Genomic DNA, 20565 nt, shown 5'->3' with positions numbered 1-20565 from the left:
TACGATATTTGAAGTTACCAAAATTGAAACCAATATACCATGGGAATGAATAAAAATACCGTACTGGCATGGGCCACTTTTATAATGATTTTTGTGGGTCTAGCCCTGATAGCCCTAGGCGCTTTTAGATACGATGAAGTTGCGGGTTGGGGCTTTGCCTCCGTGGGAATAGGATTTTTTGCTATTGCTTGGGTGTTCAATGCACTTAAAGGAAGAGTTTAAATAAACAGTGTAATATCCCTTATATAAATTACTTAATATTATTTTATGTCTGATGATAAGAAGGTGATTTTCTCCATGTCCGGAGTCACCAAAACATATAAGAGCGCAAATACGCCCGTTCTTAAAAACATATATCTAAGCTTTTTTTACGGAGCTAAGATTGGTATTCTTGGTCTTAACGGATCAGGTAAGTCTACCTTGCTTAAAATCATAGCGGGTGTGGATAAAAATTTTCAAGGTGATGTTGTCTTTTCCCCAGGATATAAAGTGGGGTACTTGGAGCAAGAGCCGGAGTTGGATGAGAATAAAACCGTTCTTGAGATTGTAAAGGAAGGTGTTAGTGAGACGGTTGCGATACTGGATGAGTACAATAAAATAAACGACATGTTCGGTCTTCCTGAAGTTTATGAAGATGCGGACAAGATGCAGAAGTTGATGGATAAGCAAGCTGAGCTTCAAGATAAAATTGATGCATCTAATGCTTGGGAACTGGATACAAAACTAGAAATAGCTATGGATGCGCTCCGTACTCCGGATCCGGATAAAAAGATAGGGGTGCTTTCAGGGGGTGAGCGAAGACGAGTGGCACTTTGCCGTTTACTTCTTCAAGAGCCTGAAATATTATTATTGGATGAACCTACTAACCACCTTGATGCCGAATCTGTACACTGGTTGGAACACCACTTGGCCCAATACAAAGGAACCGTTATTGCCGTAACGCACGATAGATATTTCTTGGATAACGTTGCTGGGTGGATTTTAGAGCTTGACCGCGGAGAAGGTATTCCTTGGAAAGGAAACTACTCTAGCTGGTTGGATCAAAAATCCAAACGATTGGCAGATGAAAGCAAAACGGCCTCCAAAAGACAAAAGACATTGGAGCGCGAGCTAGACTGGGTGCGTCAAGGTGCTAAAGGGCGTCAGACCAAACAGAAAGCGCGTTTGAAGAATTACGATAAGTTAATGAGTCAAGATCAAAAACAGCTTGACGAGAAACTTGAAATTTATATTCCAAACGGACCACGTTTAGGAACAAATGTATTGGAGGCGAAAGGAGTAAGTAAGGCATATGATGATAAATTGCTTTACGAAGATTTGAACTTTAAACTTCCACAGGCAGGTATTGTTGGTGTAATTGGCCCGAACGGAGCTGGTAAGACCACTATTTTTAGAATGATCATGGGCGAGGAGCAGCCGGACAAAGGTGATTTTGAAGTAGGGGAGACCGCAAAAATTTCCTATGTAGATCAAAGTCATTCCAATATAGACCCGGAGAAAACTATTTGGCAAAACTTTAGTGATGAGCAAGAGCTTATTATGATGGGTGGTAGACAAGTAAATTCTCGGGCGTATTTAAGCAGGTTCAACTTTTCGGGAAGTGAGCAGAATAAGAAAGTAAACATGCTTTCCGGTGGTGAACGTAACCGTTTGCACTTGGCAATGACCTTAAAAGAAGAGGGTAATGTATTGCTTTTAGATGAGCCTACTAATGACTTAGATGTGAATACTTTACGGGCATTGGAAGAAGGTCTTGAAAACTTTGCGGGTTGTGCTGTTGTTATTTCTCACGACCGTTGGTTCTTAGATCGTATCTGTACGCACATTTTGGCTTTTGAAGGCGATTCTCAGGTGTATTTCTTTGAAGGTTCTTTCTCGGATTATGAAGAAAACAAGAAGAAACGTTTAGGCGGAGATTTAATTCCTAAGCGAATAAAATACAAGAAATTGATTCGATAATAGATTTGATTTTAACAATAAAAAAAAGCTCTTGAAGAATAATTTCAAGAGCTTTTTTTATGTTTTTTTCGTTACTTCTAGTAATCCTCATTAGGATACCAATCCAGTTGAACTACTTTAATATTTTTATCACCGGCGTTTACCAATTCCTTAAACTTGGAAACATCGCTAACATCTGGTTTTCCCCTGTAATGATAAGGGTAGACCTCTTTTGGTTTAAACTCCAATACAGCATCAGCGGCACTTTCAGGAGTCATAGTGTATGGCAGGTTCATGCAAATAAAAGCTTTGTCTATATTTTTTAAACTTCTCATTTCTGGAATGTCTTCGGTATCACCTGAAAAATAAACACGTTGATTGTCAAAGTTTAGGATATAACCATTGCCACGACCTTTTTCATGAAACTTCAGCGCTTCTTCTCGTAAATTGTACATAGGTACAGCTTCAACCGTTATTCCGTAACGTTCTTTGCTTTCTCCATTATTTAAAACGTCTATTTGAGGGGTGAAAACTTTAGGAAGTTTATCGGCAACGGCTTGCGGTACTATTATTTTAGCTTTGTCCGTCCCTAGGGCTTCAAGGGTCTCTAGGTTAAAATGGTCTCCATGTATGTCTGTAATCAATATTAAATCAGGTGATTTTTGACCTTTAAAAGCATCAAGACCTCTAACGGGGTCTACGTAAATGGTGATATTCTTCCATTCTAAAACCGCGGTTGCATGTTCAATAGGAATTATTCTTACCTCTGAAGCTTTAGTATTATCAGTAGAAAGCGCTTTTGTAGAAGTGTTGACCTCCAGCGTATTCTCTTTGTTAATTACAGTTTCTTTTTTACTCTCTTTACATCCCATACAGAGGGCGGAAAAGCTTATAAGTGTGATTAATAATTTTTTCATGACAGTGTTATAAGGTTAATTGCATTTTTATATTGCTTCGAGCGTATTCTACATGTGCTTCCATAGGTACTTCTCTAAAACCAAATTTTTTATAAATATGTAAGGCGTTCTCTAATTTGGTGCTTGAATATAGAATAAGGGTTTCCCAAGATTGTTCTTTGGCAAAATCTACAGCAAATGACAACAATTTCTGACCCACTTTGAGGCCTCTAAATTCTGTTGAAACAGCCATTTTTCCTAACTCATATGTGGTACTGTTTACTTTTAAAAGAGCAAAACATCCTATTATATTGTCTTCCTTTTGAGCAAAAAAGATGTATCCGCCTTTATCTATTATATATTCTTGGCAATTTTCCAATACAGAAATATCCAAAGGTTCTATGGAAAAGTATTGTTCTATCCAATTCTTGTTGAGCTCTTTAAATACGGGGGCATACGCGGGTTTAAAAGATGTAATTTTAATGGACATGTGTTTTTGAAAAAATTGAACTATACATTAAAGTTAATATATCATAATCTTTTCATTGTCTTAATAATCGATTTTTTTACATCAAAAAATCTAAAAAGAAAATCTTACCGTATATACAGCGATACAAACAAATAATTCTTACTAGTAATAAACCTTAACATTATGACTGAAACAAAAAACAACAATGGATTAAAAGTACTGGCGGGACTGCTAGGTGTGGTGCTTTTGGGAACCATCATATACACAGTTAGCCTTTATCAAGAGAAGAAAAAGAATGAAACCGCTCTTACTCAAGAAAAGCAATTGGTAGTTGAGGATTTAAACAGTTTAAAATCTGAATACGATAAAGCTATTCTAGAAAGCAACGCAACCAACGAAGAGTTGGTTTCAGCTAGAGATAACATTGCAAAATACATTGATTCTGTAAAAAACATGAAAGCTGATATTTCTTCTCTTTCTAAATACAGAAGACAAGTAAGTGTTTTAAAGCAGGAGAGAGAGCAATTACTTAAGCAAGTAGATTCACTTACAAAGTCGAATACTTTTATTGCAATGCAAAGAGACAGTACTTATACTGAATTAGAGAAACAAACCGTTTTTAACGATTCTTTGGTTGTACAAAACACGCAATTGGCAGACGTTGTAGAGAAAGGTTCTGCGCTTAACTTATCTAAATTTAGTGTTGATGCCGTTAAAGAGCGAAGCAGTGGTAAATTGGTATCTACTTCTAGAGCTAAAAGAACAGATAAGTTTAAAATTTGTTTTACAGTTGCCGATAACGTTATTGCTCAGGCTGGAGACAGAGAATTTTTCATAGAGGTTCTTGATCCACAAGGTAACGTTTTGGGTGAGAGCTACTCTAAAACTAATGATTCTGGGGCTTCAGTAACATATAGCAAAGGAACAGGTTTCTACTACGAGAATAAATCTTTAGATGTTTGCGATTACATTAGCAAGCCTGCAGGAGATTTCAAAGATGGAAACTATATGGTGAATGTTTATGACGATAGATTAAAATTATTGGGAACTTCTAAGTTCACTTTAAAATAATTAGTATACACACTATCCATTATATATAAATGGAAAGGGGCAATCTAGAAGATTGCCCCTTTTTTTATTCTGTTATTTCTGTTTTTGGTCTATTTAAGACTGCCTACCATATCTGCCGGTTTTACCCAATTGTCATAATCTTCTGCAGAAACATAACCTAGATTAACGGCTTCTTCTTTTAATGTTGTTCCGTTTTTGTGAGCCGTATTTGCAATTTCTGCGGCTTTGTAATACCCAATTTTTGTATTCAGGGCAGTAACCAACATAAGAGAGTTGTTCAGGAGTTCTTTAATTACCTCATGGTTTGGCTCAATACCGGTCGCACAGTTAACGTCAAAGCTTACACAGGCATCTCCGATCAATTCAGCGGACTGAAGAATGTTAGCGGCCATCATAGGCTTAAAAACATTCAGTTCATAGTGGCCTTGTGTCCCGCCAACAGAAACAGCTACATCGTTACCCATTACTTGGGCACAAACCATGGTCATTGCTTCACATTGCGTTGGGTTCACTTTGCCGGGCATAATTGAACTACCTGGCTCATTTGCCGGAATAATAATTTCGCCTATACCAGATCTTGGTCCGGAAGCCATCATACGTACGTCGTTGGCTATTTTATTTAGGGAAACCGCGAGTTGCTTAAGAGCGCCATGGCTTTCAACAATAGCATCGTGCGCAGCAAGGGCCTCAAACTTATTTTCTGCAGTACGGAAAGGTAGTCCCGTAAATTCTGCAATATACTTGGCCACCACTACATCGTAGCCGTTTGGAGTATTCAATCCGGTTCCTACAGCAGTTCCACCTAAAGCCAATTCGCTTAAATGATCCAATGTATTCTTAAGTGCTTTTAAGCCATGATCCAACTGCGATACATAACCTGAAAACTCTTGCCCCAAGGTTAGGGGGGTAGCATCCATTAAATGCGTTCTACCAATTTTTACTACTTGGGCAAAATCCTTGGATTTTTTATACAAAGTGTCCCGTAATTGGGTAACACTCGGAATTGTATTCTGAACTATCTTTTTATAGGCTGCAATATGCATACCTGTAGGAAAGGTATCGTTGGAAGATTGCGATTTGTTTACGTCATCATTAGGCTGAATGGTTTTCTCGCCCTCTCCAATCTTCTTTCCGGCAATTTCATGGGCACGATTGGCGATAACCTCGTTAACGTTCATGTTACTCTGTGTACCCGATCCTGTTTGCCAAATAACCAATGGAAATTGGTCATCATGTTTACCTTCTAAAATTTCATCGCAAACTTGGGCAATGAGATCTCTTTTCTCTACGGCAAGAACACCAAGTTCATGATTGGCATAAGCGGCAGCTTTTTTTAAATAAGCAAATCCGTAGACCACATCTAAAGGCATAGATGCCGTTGGGCCTATCTTAAAATTATTTCTAGAACGCTCAGTTTGGGCACCCCAATATTTATCACTGGGCACCTCTACTTGGCCCATGGTATCTTTTTCGATTCTAAAGCTCATTATGGTAGTATTACGTTAGTTAACAAAGGTACTATTTCACCATTTTATATCCTCTTTGGGACTTTAAAATTTTAGGTTTTTTAAGTTATGCTATTTTTTTTGATTTCGATTTGCAATTTTCATTCTTTCTAAAGTATCTTTGTATAGCAAAATTTAGAAGATGGAATTTGATCAGTACCTTGGATTTTTAGCATTTTTAACCATTTTGACCATTGGGTTTTGGTTAATGATTTTCTTGTTGACCTTTGTTGTACCTTATTGGTTGGGAGGAAATATCTTGGAACTCTATAAAGAGTGGAGAGATAAAAAGAAAGCAAAACGTAGCGTTTAACGCTAGTAACCATATAAAAGCAGGAAGATGAATTATCGTTTTCCTGCTTTTTTGTGCACCTAATCGAATAAAAAATCTCTGCTAATCTATTAAATTAGCAGGGATTTTTTATTGAGACTGTTCTTTTAACCTTCCATTTCATCTTCTCCACCACCATTCTCATTTCCGCCTCTGCCATTTTTGCGATCTCGTTCTTTTGACTGGTTGATTCTATACCTAAAGGAGAGGTTAATCGACCTAGGTCTAAACTGAAACTCGCTTCTAGAGGTAAAATCATCGGAAACGGTATACGATTGTCTTTTTCTTGAATTCAAAAGATCACTTACGTTCAGTGATACCGTGCCTTTATCTTTCATAATGTCTTTGCTGAAAGCTAAGTTTATGGATAGCATACTTTTTGTTTCAGTCTGTGCATTCTGGCGGGGCCCCATGTAAAAAGCATTCGTCTGCCATTCTATTTTCCTAGGGAGACTTACTTTAGAGCTAAAGCGGGCGAACCAACTGGTATTATCCGTTCCATAATCCGTTCCATTATGTTCTCCTTCACTGGAGAACTGAAAGAAGTTGACACTACCGTTTAGGCGCAACCATTTTTTTGGATTGTAAAGCACACCGGCTTCGGCACCTATTCTTTCGTTAGAGGATAAATTAATGGGTAAGGATCTAATGATTCGCACACTGTCCGTTGTTGTTTGTCCTGTGGCTTCTTGTATGTATTCAAATGAATTTGTCTCACGTTTGTAATATACAGATGAAGTAAGCGTAAGCTTGTCCCAACGTTTTAAATAACCTAAATCAAACGAATTTGAATAAGCTGGGTCCAAATCTGGATTTCCTTGAAAAATATTGGCTCTACTGGATCTAGAGGGAAATGGATTTATAAAACGCCCTCTAGGCCTATTGATTCTTCTGTTATAACCCAAAGAGACATTTTCCATCTCACCAATTTCAAATATAAGGTTAAGAGTAGGGAAGAGGCCTAGATAGTTTTTGTCAAAATTTAAATCTATATCCTCGCCTAAGGCATCTTCTATGGCAGATGTGTCAAAGTCCGAAGTTACTTCTCCCTTTAATTGCGTGTTTTCTAAACGCAAACCTGCCAAGAAAGAAAACTTCCCAAACTTATTACCGTATTGGGTATATAGGGCATTTACATTTTCTTGGTAATTGAATTTGTTGGTCAAATCTTCATTGGTTACAAATTGATTGGTAGACCTATCTAAAGAGTCTAGTTTGTAATCTGTAATCTCTCTTTCAAAAGTACCTCTGTAACCTACTTCAAACTGTGCATCTCCCATAGGTAGTACATAATCGGCCTGAACCAAATATTCGTCGTCAATTTCGTTTTGATAGACGCTTTCAAGCGTGTTAAGACTGGTGTTGGGAAAAGTATTGTTGTCATCAATTGTAGAATTCTCTACTTCATCACCATTGGAATACTGTAAATCTGCGGTAAGCTTTTGGCCGTCATCATCAATAGTATTTACATAATTTAATGAGAACTGATAATTTTCTTCGTCCTCAAGTTCAATTTCTTCCCTAAAGCTCTGTCTTGTTAAAAGTCCATTTTCAAAAAAATCGCTATAGTTTTCGGTTAAGTCGTCTCCATCTTGAAAACGCATAAAGAAACTTCCCGTAAGCGATGACTTTTCGTTAAAGAAATATTCAACGCCAAAATTATTGTTAAAACCCTTGCCTGATCGGGTATAATCTCGGTTTTCATTAATTTGATCATATTGGCCATTGTTGTATGAATTTTCATAAAAAGCATGACCAGGAGATTCATTGTATCTATAGCCCAACGTATTAAATACGTTAAACCTATCCGTCCTTAAATTAGCATTTACGGACATACTACTTTGTGAAGGGTACCCTATATTTACATTTACGGAACCGTTAAATCCTAGTGTTTTTTCCCGCTTCAAAACAATGTTCAAAATACCTGCCGTACCTTCTGCATCATATCTAGCGGAGGGACTTGTAATTACCTCAACCTTTTCAATGGCATCTGCCGGCAATTCCCGTAAGGCATCCGTAGATCCAAAACCCGCCAAGGCGGAAGGTTTTCCGTTTATTAGAATTCTAACATTTTCGTTGCCTCGCAAGCTAATAGCCCCTTCTACATCTACATTTACAGAAGGTACATTGTTAAGGGCGTCGCTTATGGTTGCTCCGCTAGTGGTAAGGTCTTTACCTATGTTATAGATTTTTTTGTCAAGGCGAACTTCTACCGTGGTTTTCTCGCCAACAACTTCTACACCTTCTAGTTGGGCAACATCAAGTGCGAGTTTTATAGTGCCTAAATCTGTGGATTGTGTGAGCTCCTGTTCCGCTAGTTTATAGGTTTTATAGGAGATGTACTCTACACTTATATTGTATTTGCCTGGCAGGGTCTCAACTTCAAACTTACCGTCTAAATCAGTAATTCCACCGGTTACTTTTTTCGGGTCTTTTACACTATGAAGTACTAAAGTGGCATATTCAAGAGGGAGGCCGTTATCCTTATCCAGAACGGTGCCGGTAATTTTAATGGGTTGTTGTTCTTGACTTTGGGGCCGCTGCGGCCGTTGTGCAAATGTGTTTAGCGATAACAGTAACAGGGCAATCAAGAACGTTTTATTCATGTCAGTCTTTGGATTTTTTCTTCTTTCGTTTTTTCTCTCGCTTCTTTTCTTTCTTGGTCTTCTGCATCCCTTTCTTCTGCATTTCTACAAAAGCATCGTACTTTTCAATAGGGAGCCCAGCTTTTAACTCTTCGTCCTGTGCCTTTGTAATCTTTTCCATTCCCTCGCGCATTTGCTCGGGTGTAAGTTGTAAAATCTGCATTTCAATTCGCTTTTGCAGATACTTTTTTAACACAGAACTCATTACAGCGGACTCAAACTCGTTAAGTTCCAATACAGCTGCAATATTGGGCATCTCATCATTCACAATTTGCTCAGCGGTCTTTGGTTCTGGTTCTTTTGGGGTTTCCTGAACTTGCGGAATGGCACTACGTTGTCTTCCGTACCCACCATAGCCGCCACCACCATAACCATAACCTCCGCCACCGTAGCCGTATTGGGCCACTAATTCTGGACTTGAGAGCAATAGAACAAAAAATAAAATAACGTATGGGATATTGTTTTTCATGACGATATCAGTTTATATGATTGTATTTTTTACGATTGGTTTAACCCATTATGGTTAAAGCTTTGTTAAAACGAAACAGCAACAAATGTACCAAATTATTGAAGACGGAAACTTAATAAAACAAAAGTAAGCATTCCGTTGAAAATCAACGAAATGCTTACTTTTTGCATGGATGCTAAGAAGCACCCTTAAATTTAAATAATATCGTCAATTAAATTAACGGGTCTGCCAATAACGGCTTTTCCACCGTTTACTACAATTGGTCTTTCAATTAATTTAGGGTGCTGAATCATAGCGTCCAAAACTTCTTCACTTGAAAGCAACTTACCTCTAAAATTATCTTTCCAAATTTGCTCGTTTTTACGAACAAGCATTTCTGGAGTTATTCCTAAACAGTCTATGACCTTACGTAGCTCCTCCTTAGTTGGAATTTCTTCTAGATATTTTATAACTTCAAATTCCTTACCTGAATTTTCCAACACTTTCAATCCTTCTCGGGATTTTTGGCATCTTGGGTTGTGGTATATCTTGATCATTTGTTATTTGATTTTAAATTTTAATTTATGCAGTAAGTCTAATCTTCATCTTTCTGCCCCATCATCATTAGATAGGCTTTTAAAAACATATCTATATCGCCATCCATAACGGCATCTATATTTCCTGTTTCTTCTGCCGTTCGTACATCTTTAATCAATTTGTACGGGTGCATAACATAGTTTCGAATTTGAGAACCCCATTCAATCTTCATTTTAGAGGATTCTATTTCTTGACGGGCCTCCATTTTCTTCCGAAGCTCAATTTCGTACAGTTGGGATTTCAACATTTTCATGGCCGTAGCCCTATTGTCATGCTGACTCCTAGAATCCGAACAAGAAATTTGGATGCCTGTGGGGTGATGCACCAATTGTACCTTGGTCTCTACCTTGTTTACGTTCTGACCACCCGCTCCACTGGACCGTGCCGTTGTAATGGTAATATCAGCAGGGTTCACATCAATCTCAATACTGTCATCTACAAGAGGGTATACATATACAGATGCAAATGAAGTGTGGCGTTTGGCATTACTGTCAAACGGTGAAATACGCACCAATCTGTGAACACCATTTTCACCTTTTAACCAACCAAATGCAAAATCGCCATCTATCTCCAACGTTACGGTTTTTATACCGGCAACATCTCCTTCTTGATAGTTGAGCTCCTTTACCTTGTACTTGTTTTTCTCGGCCCACATCATATACATGCGCATAAGCATAGATGCCCAATCACAACTTTCCGTACCTCCTGCACCTGCTGTAATTTGCAGTACAGCGGGGAGTTCGTCTCCTTCTTCGGAAAGCATGTTCTTGAACTCCAAATTCTCCAATTTGCTTAATGCCTTATGGTACTGAGCCGTTACTTCCGCTTCGTTATCTTCTCCCTCTTGTTGGAATTCCAATAAGATTTCCAAGTCGTCCACTAGTGTTTTGGCAACATTATAATCGTTTACCCACTGTTTTTTGGACTGTATGAATTTCATGTGAGCTTGAGCCTCTTGTGGGTTGTCCCAAAAGTCAGGAGCCAAAGTTTTCTCCTGTTCGTTCTCTATTTCTATAAGCTTAGCATCAACGTCAAAGATACCTCCTTAACGCACCAAGGCGATCCTGTAGACCTTTAAACAGGTCTGTAGTAATTGTCATTGTATTCTGTTTTATAAACAAAAATACTACTCTTTTTTATCTATTCTGCAGTAAATAGTTGATTGTTTATATTTAGGAATAAGCTATTCTTATGGATATGTCTTTTAGGTTTTTATAAGTTGAAAAGAGCTATTGCTGATTTTGACTGCTAACTTGTACGGAATGAACGGTTTCATTCTTTCCTGCGGTATATACCACGCCTTTTAAAGGTGAACAGTCCTTATAATCCTTGCCATGGGCAACTTTTATATGATTGGTGCCGGCCAGTATATTGTTTGTAGGGTCAAAACCGTGCCAGCCTACATAAGGAACGAAGACTTCTGCCCAAGCATGCATCTGGGAATCTCCAAAATAGCCATTTCCTTGGTGTAGATATCCTGAAACATAGCGAGCCGGAATGCCGTGCATGCGTACCAATGCACAGAATAAATGTGTAAAATCCTGACAAACGCCCTGACGGATTTTTAGAATTTCGGCAAGTGTAGTGTGGACATCTGTGGCATCTGCATTAAAACGAATATAGCTATAGGTATATTCGTTAAGCCTAAGTATATTATCAAAAATGGATTCGCTTGTATTCCACTGAAAAAGGGGTGTCTTCTGCTCCGGAATACTCGTAAAATGAGTTGTTTTTAAAAAGGCCTCGTGGTCTACTTTAAAATCTAGTTCTTGAATTTTTTTATAGGATCTTTCTATGTTTTGTTCCGGTTCAAAATCAAAAGGGTTGATTTCCTTCTTTATTAATTTGAAGTTGGCTTCAAAACCAATGTCATTAAATTTTTGTTTGGGGTGTACCCGTATGGTTTTAAAGCCATAACCGTTAATGGAGTATTCATTGTTGGCTTGAATGGTGTTTGCAAAGTCCACTCCAATAAATTGTTGCGACTCATTTTCCTGGGGGATTATCAAAAATTGCCAATATGCTTCATGCACCGCTTCTTCATAGGTGTTTTTTGCTTTGTAGGTAATAGAGTATTCTAAAGGCATGGTATAGTTGGATAAGTTGGTTCTGGATATGTTTTATTTTAAACGGATTATGTCTACTTTTTTAGTAACTAAAAAATTCTTCTTCCATTTTCTGACTAATTTCATAAAGACTATTTAAAGTACTGTCTATTATAGATTGAATGTCATTTTCAATCTGAACAATACACTTAAACTCATATTCCGCCCTTATTTTCCCCACTAAAAAGGCGGTTGAATTTTGGCAAGGTTTCTTATTGGAATCTAGTATTTTTATGTGCTTGCAGACTTGGTTTAGGCTGTTCATTATAGACCTTGGACAATCTGGGTTAAGGATTAGAAACTCCAAGGTGGATATACTGTTTGGTGTTTTTTTATAAAACCTGCGCATCATATCATAAGATTCCGTACACTTTAATAGGGTAGTCCATTCAAAGCTGTTCTTGAATTTATCGCCATAACTGCCCTGAGCTTTAAGAGCGTCATTATGTTTGGCGTTTATTATACGTATGATCTGGGTTGCCCTTTCAATGTTGGCCCCCATCATTATAATAGCATAAATTTCATCATGCATGAGCGTACTTCGCACTTTGCCTCTTAAGATAGCGGACATCTCGGTTACGGTGAGGGTAAAATCGTGGAGCCCGTTCTTGCTATAAGCTTGGGCATCATAGTTAGAGATAAAGTGGTAGAATTTGTTAATGGATTCGTACAATTCAGTCGATATTAAATCCCGGGCACTATTAGCATTTTCTCTTGAACTTCTCACGTTATTTAGTATAGACGAAGTGTAATCCGGATCCAAACCAATTTTATAGAGCACTTCTTCTTCGTTAAGGGTTTGAGACTCGTTAGCTACAGGGTCTCCAATCATGGTTAGCATAGAGCGTAGTACAAATTGTCTGGATTGAGATAGTTGGTTAGGAGCATCGAGTGACGAAAAATAATTTACCCTAAGGTATCGGGCAATGTGTTCCGAACGTTCAATATAACGTCCCATCCAAAAAAGATTATTGGCTACTCGTGCTAGCATAGGCATTTTTTAAATATTAGTGTTCCGTAAAAAATGATATTGGATTTTAGAGATTACGTATTAAGTTTTTAGAACCCAAGTGTCTTTTGAGCCCCCTCCTTGAGAGGAATTCACGATCAGATTGCCTCTTTTTAGAGCTACACGGGTTAAACCTCCTTTTAGGACAAAATCCTTATCTTTCCCCAATACGGTAAATGTTCTAAGGTCTACATGGCGTTGTTCAAAAGATTCGCTTTTATCAATATAAGTTGGGTGTACCGAAAGAGACATGATTGGTTGAGCCACATATTTTCTAGGATTCAACAGTATCTGAGCCTTTACTACTTCAACCTCCTTTTTACTTAATCGGTTACCTATAGATATACCGTATCCACCCGCTTCGTCAACAGGTTTTATAACCAAGTTCTCTATGTTGTTCAGAACATACTTTAGTTCTTTGGGTCTGCTACAATGATAGGTGTGTACATTATTGAGTATAGGTTCTTCGTTAAGGTAATATTTAATTATTTCCGGCATATAGGTGTAAACCGCTTTATCATCTGCTACTCCAGTCCCTGGAGCGTTGGCCAGGGTAACATTGCCTTTTTTATAGGCAGCAAAAAGCCCCGGAACACCCAAGGATGAATCAGGTCTAAACTCTAATGGGTCAATAAAAGCATCATCGATCCTTCTATATATCACATCTACTTTTTGTGGACCTTGAATGGTTTTCATGTAAACAAAGTCATTTTCAACAAAAAGGTCACGGCCTTCAACCAGTTCAACACCCATTGTTTTTGCTAAATAGGAATGTTCGTAAAAAGCAGAATTGAACATGCCAGGAGTAATTACAACTACATTTGGTACGTCTACACCTTTGGGTTTTACGGTCTCAAGTAAATCCAATAGGTTCTCGGCGTAGTTGGTTACCGAGTAAGTTTTGTAGTGATTGAACACTCCAAAAAGAGCCCTTTTAAGAGCGGTACGATTGCAGATTACGTAACTCACACCACTGGGGCACCTTATATTGTCTTCCAGCACATAATACTGTCCATCCGTATGCTTGATAACATCGGTGCCGGAAATATGGTTATAAATGCCACCGGGAGGATCAAGGTGGTTCATTTGGTCCAGATAGTTGGCTGAGGAACTTATAAGTTCCATGGGTATAATTCCCTGTCTTATGATTTTTTTGTCATGGTAAATATCCCATAAAAAAAGGTTTAAGGCCCTACTTCTCTGTATGGAGCCAGATTCTATTACTTTCCATTCTTCAGGAGGAATAATTCTTGGGAAAAGATCAAACGGAAAAATTTTTTCCTGAGTTTTCTTTTTATCATATACCTGAAAAGTAATTCCTTGGTTAAAAAAAGACGATTTAGCCTTCTCATTTAGATTAACATAGTCGTTAATAGAATGCTCTCCATAGAGGTTAAAAAGTTTAGAATATACGTCCTTAACGTGTCCTTTTTCATCAAAGATTTCGTCAAATAAATTAGGGTTTCTTTGGTAGGATGAAAAAATCTGATTTTCTAAGTTTACCATAGTATATTTGTTTGTACTTAAGTTATTTATTTTCATCCTTTTTTGTGGAAAGAATACTACAATAATCGAAATGTAATTTTATCATTTATGTATTAAATGGCGTGAATGTTTGATATTTTGATTTTAAACATGAGTAAATAAGTGTGTTTTTTTGCGGTATTTACTTAGATATTGTAGATTATTCTTAAAGAGGTTAACACTTCTTAAAAAACCTGAATATTAGAATTTAACAATAGATATTTTACATGCATATTAATCTTATTAGTGATACCGTAACCAAGCCCACCCAAGGAATGTTAGATGCTATGATGAGCGCCAAAGTGGGAGATGACGTGTTTAAAACTGACCCAACGGTAAACGCCCTTGAAGAAAAAGTAGCGGTAATGTTCGGCAAAGAAGCCGCTCTTTTTTTTCCTTCTGGCACTATGGCAAATCAGACAGGAATAAAGCTTCATACACAACCTGGAGACCAGTTAATATGCGATAAATATGCCCATATTTACAATTATGAAGGCGGTGGCGTCAGTTTTAACAGTGGGGTTTCGTGTAAACTGATAGATGGAGAGCGAGGAATGATTACGGCAAAACAGGTAGAAGGGGCTATAAATCCACCGGATTTTTACCATAGTCCGTTAACTTCTTTGGTGTGTGTTGAAAATACAACCAATAAAGGCGGTGGTGCTTGTTGGGATATTGAGGAGTTAAAGAAAATAAAAGAGGTTTGTAATACCAACCAACTGGCTTATCATCTTGATGGTGCACGTTTGTGGAACGCTTTGGTGGAAAAGAATGAAAGCGCCTTAGCGTACGGGACCTTGTTCGATACTATTAGTGTTTGCCTAAGTAAAGGGTTGGGATGCCCCGTAGGTTCCGTTCTCGTGGGTAGTAAAGAACAGATGCAACAAGCGCTACGCGTACGCAAGATCTTTGGAGGAGGCATGCGTCAGGCAGGTTTTCTTGCGGCTGCGGGAATTTATGCATTGGACAATCACATAGAACGTTTGCTAGAAGATCATCAAAAAGCGCGTGAAATAGGGGAGGTGTTGAGTAAGCTAACCTATATAAAACAAGTAGAGCCTATTGAAACTAATATCATCATCTTTGAAATTGATGAAAAGTTTATGACGGGAGATACTTTTGTTGAAAAACTAAAAGAAAAAGATGTGTCCATAATTGATATGGGGCAAGGAAAGCTTAGGATAGTTACCCATTTAGATTATACAGATACAATGCACAATGCTTTCTTGAATATTTTGAAAAATTTATAACTCCCTTAATTCGTTTAAGCGGTTACGTAAATTTTTTATACCGTTCTCCATTCCTGCTTCGGAGTCATATAACTGGCTTGAACCAAGTAGATTGCCGTTTTCATCTTTAAAATTGAATAGAAATTTTCCTTGATGATTAGTCTTTCGTTCAAAATTGCCACGTGCAATTTCAAGATTGTTAAGACGGGACAGCGTATCTTCTAGTGCTGTTTTGTCATCAAAGTCCTTGCTAGTGAGTAAAATGGAACCACTTTTGGATTTGACGTGAAACTGAAAATCGGAATTTGGTAGGGCAACTATTTCTATCACTTTGTAATTTTTAGGTAAAAGATACAAAATAACAGGAACAGTTATATGTGTAGTTGTATTTAAATGTTACATCGTTTTTAAAGCTCGAAACCCTTCCTTCCATAGAAAAATAACTGTCTAATCTTAATCATTATTTTTAATTGAGCTATTCTATGCTAGTGCTGTCATTTAGTGCATTTTTTGGTTAATATGATGTAGTTCATCGATCATTTTAATGTTTAACAGGAAAGGGCTTGTTAAAAAAACATTAAAAGTTTAACTTTAAAGCAACTATAATAAACACATTAAACATTAACCGTATTATGAAGAAAATTCTTTTTTCAATTGCCGTGCTTACGGCTACATTTGGTATGGCGCAAGACCTGCCCGAAAACCCTGAACCAGGAAAATGTTATGTACGATGTACTACTCCTGACGTTTATGTAAACGAAACCGTAACTATTACCGTAAAACCGGGTTACAAGGTTCTAAAAACTGTCCCTGCGACGTATAAAACTGTTACAGAGCGTGTCCTAGTTAAAGAAGAGAGTAAGAAATTACGAATTATTCCTGAAGAGTGGGGTACCGAGAAAGTGACCTACGTTTCTAAAGAAGGTGGTAACTCCTTAAATGTTATCCCAGCTAGTTTTGGAAGTGCATCGCAGACCATAGAGGTGAAACCTGCCTATGCCCAATGGGAATTGGGAGCATCTGCTCCGGACTGTGACTCTGGAAACCCGGACGATTGTAGATACTGGTGCTACAAAGGGTACCCTGCAGAATTCCAGACAATAGAGACATCAACGCTTGCCAGTGATGCAAGTACTAGTAAAACGGCTATTCCGGAAAAGAGTGCTACCTATACGAAAAGAGTACTTATTTCTCCAGCTAAGGTTGTTGAGGAAGTTGTTCCCGCCGTTTATGATGAAATTACAAGAACAGTCTTAGATAAAGATGCTTACACTGTTGAGGAAATGGTGCCACCGGTAACAAAATCCTATACAAAAGAGGTGTTGAAGGAAAAAGGTGGGCTTACCACTTGGAAAGAGGTTAAATGTGAGTTAGTTACCTATCAGGCACTTCCTATAAACTGGAACTCGGGTAGCGCTACTTTAACCGCTCAGGCTAAATCCATTATAGATACAAGATTACTACCGGTATTGGCTCAAAACCCTGGAGTTAAGGTAGAGTTGGCTTCTCATACAGATGCTCAAGGTAGTGCTTCTTCTAACCAAGATTTATCGGAACGTAGAGCAAAGTCCGTAGCTCAATACTTAATTTCTAAAGGCATTAATTCTAGTCTTTTGGTAGCTAACGGATATGGTGAGACTAAACTTAAGAACAGATGTAAAGATGGAGTTTCTTGTACAGCAAGAGAGCATGCCGTAAACAGAAGAACGGAGTTTAGGTTGATAAATAACTAAACTATAATCCCCTAAAAATTAAAAGCCCCATATATGGGGCTTTTTTATTTGTTTTTTTTCAAGAAGTCTATGTGATATTTAATTTCTCCGGTCATACCATAACCGGAATATTCATCAAGCATTTTTCCCTTTTCATTTACTACGGCAAGCATGGGGAACACCCCTTTCTTGTTCAATTTTTTAAAAAGTTCTTGATTGTGGTTCCATTGCTCTTCGCTTAACAGATCCCTATTTCTGGGGATATCTATATACAATAACACATAATTGCTAGATAATTCAGAGAATTCATTTGTATCAAATAGGTCGCGTTTAAGCATTTTGCAAGGCGGGCACCAATCACTTCCGGTAAAATAAACCAAAACATTTTTGTTTTCTTTTTTTGAAACTTTTATGGCCGTGTCATAGTCTTTCAACCAATCGACAGTGTTGGAAGTATCATTCTGTCCAACTAGAAAAAGAGGTAGCAAAAGAAAAAGCAAAAACTTCATGAGCGATTTTTTTTTAAATAAAAGCAAATAGCTTGCCATTATTTAAATAACGAATCCATACCTGGAATATTGGGTATACCTTCTTTAGCCACAGCAGCAAGTTCTGTCTCGTTTACCTGTGTTGCTTTTGCAATTGCTTTGTTAAGGGTAAGAATCAGAAAATCTTCTAATTGCTCTTTGTCCTCCAACAAACTATCATCAATTTGGATCTTTTTAATTTCTCTGTTCGCGGTTATGGTCACCTTTAGTAAGTCTTCGGAAGAAGCTTCTTCAAGGGTTACCGTATCCATCCGTTTTTTTGTGGCCTCTACCTTTTGTTGGGTCTCTTTTAGTTTCCCCATCATACCCATCATGTCTCCAAACATAAGTTTAATTTTAAAAATTGAATTAGGTTACAAAATTACTAAATTGTGTAAGAAAACCCATTACTAATGAAGCTATGTAAAAAAAAGAAATTCGTTCTTGCCTTATGCCTTACATTTGTGCCTTTAGTACAAAGTCAAGAAATACATATGAGTGAAGTAAAAGCACCAATAGCAAAGAAGGTTCCACATAATTTAGAAAAGCATGGTGATGTTAGGGTAGATAATTACTATTGGTTGAACGATAAGGAAAACCCGGAGGTTATCTCTTATCTTGAAGCGGAGAAAGCATTTTATGATGCTTCTACTGCACATACCAAAGAATTTCAGGATGATCTTTTTAATGAGATGAAGTCCAGAATTAAAGAAGATGATACATCGGTACCCTACAAACAAAACGGATATTGGTATATTACTAGATATGAGATTGGTAAGGAATATCCCATTTATGCCCGTAAAAAAGAAACTCTTGATGCTTCTGAGGAGATTATGTTTAACGGTAATGAAATGGCTAAAGGGCATGAATTCTTTAGTATTGGTGGTATAGCCATTAGCCCTGATAATAAACTTGCAGCTTTTGGGGTAGATACAGTCTCTCGCCGCCAATACACTATAAGTATCAAAAACTTGGAAACGGGTGAAATCTATAAGGATAAAATAGAAAATACTACAGGAGGCTCAGTATGGGCAGATGACAATAGAACACTTTTTTATACCAAAAAAGATGAAGTTACTTTACGATCGGACCAGATTCTGAAGCATAAATTTGGTACGTCTGCAGAGGATGATCAGTTGGTTTTTCATGAAACGGATGATACGTTTGGAACGTATGTCTACAAGTCAAAATCAAAAAAATATATCATCATTGGTTCTTACAGTACCCTAACTTCTGAATATCAATTTTTACGAGCGGACAATCCGGACGGGGAATTAAAGATGTTTTCTCCAAGGGAGCGGGGAGTAGAGTATGGTATTTCGCATTACGGTGATCATTTCTATGTGTTGACCAATAAAGACGGTGCAACCAATTTTAAATTGATGAAAACCGATGAGAACAATACTTCCTCAGACAGTTGGAAAGAATTTATACCACACCGAGATGATGTGCTTTTAGAGGACATTGATATTTTTAAAGACTATTACGTTATTTCCGAAAGAACCAATGGCCTTAATCGTGTGCAAATTAATAGGTGGGATGGTACTAATGCATATTACCTTCCTTTTGAAAGCGAAACCTATACTGCTGGTGTAGGCCGTAATCCGGATTTTGATACTGAGATTCTTCGTTATGGATATAATTCCATGACAACTCCTAGCTCCATCATTGATTTTAATATGCGAACCAAGGAGAAGGAAGTTAAGAAGGAACAAGAAGTTTTGGGCGGTAAATTTCATAAGGACAACTATAAGGAGAAACGTATTTGGGCCACGGCCCGAGATGGTGTAAAAGTCCCTATGTCCGTTGTTTATCATAAAGACACGCCGCTCAATGAAAGCACTCCTGTTTTGCAATATGCTTATGGTTCATACGGTCATACGATAGACCCTTATTTTTCAACGGTAAGACTAAGTCTTTTGGATAGAGGTTTTGTTTATGTCATAGCACATATAAGAGGAGGTGAGTACCTGGGGAGACCTTGGTACGAAGATGGAAAACTGCTCAAAAAGAAGAATACTTTTACGGATTTTGTAGATTGTTCCAAGCATTTGGTACAAGAAGGCTATACTTCATCTGAGCACCTATATGCTATGGGTGGTTCTGCAGGAGGCCTTCTTATGGGCGCCATCATTAATATGGCTCCGGAATTATATAACGGGGTTATTGCCGCTGTACCGTTTGTAGATGTTGTAACTACTATGTTAGATGATTCCATTCCGTTAACCACGGGCGAGTACGATGAATGGGGAAACCCAAATGACAAGACGTATTATGAATATATGAAATCATATTCCCCATATGATCAAGTTACAGCACAGGACTATCCTAATTTACTGGTTACTACAGGTCTGCATGATTCTCAAGTTCAATATTTTGAACCTGCAAAGTGGGTGGCCAAATTGAGGGAATTGAGAGCTAATCATAACCTATTGATGATGGACATTAATATGGATACGGGTCACGGAGGTGCTTCGGGCCGTTTTGAGTCCTTAAAAGAAGTAGCAAAAGAGTATGCCTTTCTGTTGGACTTAGAGGGGAAGGCTAAATAAGCATACT

General features: G+C 37.8%; 20 protein-coding genes. 7 read left to right on the top strand and 13 right to left on the bottom strand.

Annotation, left to right across the window (positions count from 1 at the left end; all coding sequences use genetic code 11):
• Positions 1–39 precede the first annotated feature (39 nt).
• Both Q4597_RS16645 and ettA read left to right on the top strand, forming a co-directional pair.
• Positions 40–222 (top strand): CAL67264 family membrane protein, encoded by a 183-nt coding sequence (locus Q4597_RS16645; protein WP_013995358.1) that lies wholly within the window; start codon positions 40–42, stop codon positions 220–222.
• Positions 223–267: 45 nt separating this feature from the next.
• On the top strand, positions 268–1959 hold the full coding sequence (gene ettA, locus Q4597_RS16640) for an energy-dependent translational throttle protein EttA (RefSeq protein ID WP_215440603.1): 1692 nt from the start codon (positions 268–270) through the stop codon (positions 1957–1959).
• 77 nt (positions 1960–2036) lie between these two features.
• Here ettA and Q4597_RS16635 read toward each other — a convergent pair whose 3' ends face one another.
• Positions 2037–2855: an MBL fold metallo-hydrolase gene (locus Q4597_RS16635; protein ID WP_303407250.1), complete on the bottom strand. Its 819-nt coding sequence runs from the start codon at positions 2853–2855 to the stop codon at positions 2037–2039.
• Positions 2856–2862: 7 nt separating this feature from the next.
• The gene (locus Q4597_RS16630) at positions 2863–3324 is read right to left on the bottom strand and encodes a GNAT family N-acetyltransferase (RefSeq protein ID WP_303407248.1); all 462 of its coding nucleotides are present in this window, start codon (positions 3322–3324) and stop codon (positions 2863–2865) included.
• Positions 3325–3486: 162 nt separating this feature from the next.
• Between Q4597_RS16630 and Q4597_RS16625 the strand changes: the two genes are divergently transcribed.
• Positions 3487–4374: a hypothetical protein gene (locus tag Q4597_RS16625; protein ID WP_215440597.1), complete on the top strand. Its 888-nt coding sequence runs from the start codon at positions 3487–3489 to the stop codon at positions 4372–4374.
• A gap of 89 nt (positions 4375–4463) precedes the next feature.
• Here the strand turns inward: Q4597_RS16625 and fumC are convergent, their stop codons facing one another.
• A complete protein-coding gene (gene fumC / locus Q4597_RS16620) occupies positions 4464–5861 on the bottom strand; it encodes a class II fumarate hydratase (protein ID WP_303407246.1) in 1398 nt (465 codons plus the stop codon).
• A gap of 160 nt (positions 5862–6021) precedes the next feature.
• On the opposite strand from fumC, the gene Q4597_RS16615 reads away from it, so the two are divergent.
• On the top strand, positions 6022–6192 hold the full coding sequence (locus tag Q4597_RS16615) for a hypothetical protein (protein ID WP_162857241.1): 171 nt from the start codon (positions 6022–6024) through the stop codon (positions 6190–6192).
• A gap of 125 nt (positions 6193–6317) precedes the next feature.
• On the opposite strand, the gene Q4597_RS16610 is transcribed toward Q4597_RS16615, so the two are convergent.
• From Q4597_RS16610 to Q4597_RS16580, 7 genes are all read right to left on the bottom strand, one after another.
• Positions 6318–8816, bottom strand: coding sequence for a TonB-dependent receptor domain-containing protein (locus Q4597_RS16610; protein WP_303407242.1), 2499 nt, complete (start codon positions 8814–8816; stop codon positions 6318–6320).
• A 1-nt stretch (position 8817) separates the two neighbouring features.
• Positions 8818–9324 (bottom strand): hypothetical protein, encoded by a 507-nt coding sequence (locus Q4597_RS16605; protein ID WP_215440592.1) that lies wholly within the window; start codon positions 9322–9324, stop codon positions 8818–8820.
• Between the two features lie 194 nt (positions 9325–9518).
• A complete protein-coding gene (arsC, locus tag Q4597_RS16600) occupies positions 9519–9860 on the bottom strand; it encodes an arsenate reductase (glutaredoxin) (protein ID WP_215440590.1) in 342 nt (113 codons plus the stop codon).
• A gap of 38 nt (positions 9861–9898) precedes the next feature.
• Positions 9899–11000, bottom strand: a protein-coding gene (gene prfB / locus Q4597_RS16595; protein WP_252735658.1) for a peptide chain release factor 2 whose coding sequence is annotated in 2 segments (ribosomal slippage) — positions 9899–10933 and positions 10935–11000 — 1101 coding nt in all. Because the reading frame shifts where the segments join, the coding sequence is not laid out codon by codon here.
• Between the two features lie 129 nt (positions 11001–11129).
• Positions 11130–11987 carry a transglutaminase family protein gene (locus tag Q4597_RS16590; protein WP_303407237.1) on the bottom strand — a complete coding sequence of 286 codons (858 nt, stop codon included), beginning with the start codon at positions 11985–11987 and terminating at the stop codon, positions 11130–11132.
• A gap of 61 nt (positions 11988–12048) precedes the next feature.
• The gene (locus Q4597_RS16585) at positions 12049–12996 is read right to left on the bottom strand and encodes an alpha-E domain-containing protein (RefSeq protein ID WP_215440586.1); all 948 of its coding nucleotides are present in this window, start codon (positions 12994–12996) and stop codon (positions 12049–12051) included.
• Between the two features lie 60 nt (positions 12997–13056).
• Positions 13057–14520 carry a circularly permuted type 2 ATP-grasp protein gene (locus tag Q4597_RS16580; RefSeq protein ID WP_215912259.1) on the bottom strand — a complete coding sequence of 488 codons (1464 nt, stop codon included), beginning with the start codon at positions 14518–14520 and terminating at the stop codon, positions 13057–13059.
• 245 nt (positions 14521–14765) lie between these two features.
• Between Q4597_RS16580 and Q4597_RS16575 the strand changes: the two genes are divergently transcribed.
• Positions 14766–15788 (top strand): low specificity L-threonine aldolase, encoded by a 1023-nt coding sequence (locus Q4597_RS16575; RefSeq protein ID WP_303407234.1) that lies wholly within the window; start codon positions 14766–14768, stop codon positions 15786–15788.
• Here the strand turns inward: Q4597_RS16575 and Q4597_RS16570 are convergent.
• The gene (locus tag Q4597_RS16570) at positions 15783–16097 is read right to left on the bottom strand and encodes a YegP family protein (RefSeq protein WP_215440581.1); all 315 of its coding nucleotides are present in this window, start codon (positions 16095–16097) and stop codon (positions 15783–15785) included. The two genes, Q4597_RS16575 and Q4597_RS16570, sit on opposite strands and share 6 nt — an antisense overlap.
• Before the next feature lie 302 nt (positions 16098–16399).
• Between Q4597_RS16570 and Q4597_RS16565 the strand changes: the two genes are divergently transcribed.
• Positions 16400–17500: an OmpA family protein gene (locus Q4597_RS16565; protein WP_215912260.1), complete on the top strand. Its 1101-nt coding sequence runs from the start codon at positions 16400–16402 to the stop codon at positions 17498–17500.
• 44 nt (positions 17501–17544) lie between these two features.
• Here Q4597_RS16565 and Q4597_RS16560 read toward each other — a convergent pair whose 3' ends face one another.
• The gene (locus Q4597_RS16560; protein WP_215912261.1) at positions 17545–17988 is read right to left on the bottom strand and encodes a thioredoxin family protein; all 444 of its coding nucleotides are present in this window, start codon (positions 17986–17988) and stop codon (positions 17545–17547) included.
• Between the two features lie 38 nt (positions 17989–18026).
• Positions 18027–18353 carry a YbaB/EbfC family nucleoid-associated protein gene (locus Q4597_RS16555; RefSeq protein ID WP_215912262.1) on the bottom strand — a complete coding sequence of 109 codons (327 nt, stop codon included), beginning with the start codon at positions 18351–18353 and terminating at the stop codon, positions 18027–18029.
• A gap of 147 nt (positions 18354–18500) precedes the next feature.
• Here Q4597_RS16555 and Q4597_RS16550 point away from each other — a divergent pair, with 147 nt between their 5' ends.
• Complete coding sequence (locus Q4597_RS16550; RefSeq protein ID WP_303407229.1) at positions 18501–20558, top strand: S9 family peptidase; 2058 nt, start codon at positions 18501–18503, stop codon at positions 20556–20558.
• The last annotated feature ends 7 nt before the right edge of the window (positions 20559–20565 follow it).

The organism is Zobellia sp. 1_MG-2023, assembly GCF_030549125.1.
In the GTDB taxonomy this organism is placed as follows: domain Bacteria; phylum Bacteroidota; class Bacteroidia; order Flavobacteriales; family Flavobacteriaceae; genus Zobellia; species Zobellia russellii.
This window is presented reverse-complemented; position numbering and strand designations above follow the sequence as displayed.

Excerpts from the sequence above, each read along its gene's own strand:
- Q4597_RS16645 (WP_013995358.1), top strand. The coding sequence starts at position 40 with ATGGGAATGAATAAAAATACCGTACTGGCATGGGCCACTTTTATAATG.
- ettA (WP_215440603.1), top strand. The coding sequence starts at position 268 with ATGTCTGATGATAAGAAGGTGATTTTCTCCATGTCCGGAGTCACCAAA.
- Q4597_RS16635 (WP_303407250.1), bottom strand. The coding sequence starts at position 2,855 with ATGAAAAAATTATTAATCACACTTATAAGCTTTTCCGCCCTCTGTATG.
- Q4597_RS16630 (WP_303407248.1), bottom strand. The coding sequence starts at position 3,324 with ATGTCCATTAAAATTACATCTTTTAAACCCGCGTATGCCCCCGTATTT.
- Q4597_RS16625 (WP_215440597.1), top strand. The coding sequence starts at position 3,487 with ATGACTGAAACAAAAAACAACAATGGATTAAAAGTACTGGCGGGACTG.
- fumC (WP_303407246.1), bottom strand. The coding sequence starts at position 5,861 with ATGAGCTTTAGAATCGAAAAAGATACCATGGGCCAAGTAGAGGTGCCC.
- Q4597_RS16615 (WP_162857241.1), top strand. The coding sequence starts at position 6,022 with ATGGAATTTGATCAGTACCTTGGATTTTTAGCATTTTTAACCATTTTG.
- Q4597_RS16610 (WP_303407242.1), bottom strand. The coding sequence starts at position 8,816 with ATGAATAAAACGTTCTTGATTGCCCTGTTACTGTTATCGCTAAACACA.
- Q4597_RS16605 (WP_215440592.1), bottom strand. The coding sequence starts at position 9,324 with ATGAAAAACAATATCCCATACGTTATTTTATTTTTTGTTCTATTGCTC.
- arsC (WP_215440590.1), bottom strand. The coding sequence starts at position 9,860 with ATGATCAAGATATACCACAACCCAAGATGCCAAAAATCCCGAGAAGGA.
- Q4597_RS16590 (WP_303407237.1), bottom strand. The coding sequence starts at position 11,987 with ATGCCTTTAGAATACTCTATTACCTACAAAGCAAAAAACACCTATGAA.
- Q4597_RS16585 (WP_215440586.1), bottom strand. The coding sequence starts at position 12,996 with ATGCTAGCACGAGTAGCCAATAATCTTTTTTGGATGGGACGTTATATT.
- Q4597_RS16580 (WP_215912259.1), bottom strand. The coding sequence starts at position 14,520 with ATGGTAAACTTAGAAAATCAGATTTTTTCATCCTACCAAAGAAACCCT.
- Q4597_RS16575 (WP_303407234.1), top strand. The coding sequence starts at position 14,766 with ATGCATATTAATCTTATTAGTGATACCGTAACCAAGCCCACCCAAGGA.
- Q4597_RS16565 (WP_215912260.1), top strand. The coding sequence starts at position 16,400 with ATGAAGAAAATTCTTTTTTCAATTGCCGTGCTTACGGCTACATTTGGT.
- Q4597_RS16560 (WP_215912261.1), bottom strand. The coding sequence starts at position 17,988 with ATGAAGTTTTTGCTTTTTCTTTTGCTACCTCTTTTTCTAGTTGGACAG.
- Q4597_RS16555 (WP_215912262.1), bottom strand. The coding sequence starts at position 18,353 with ATGTTTGGAGACATGATGGGTATGATGGGGAAACTAAAAGAGACCCAA.
- Q4597_RS16550 (WP_303407229.1), top strand. The coding sequence starts at position 18,501 with ATGAGTGAAGTAAAAGCACCAATAGCAAAGAAGGTTCCACATAATTTA.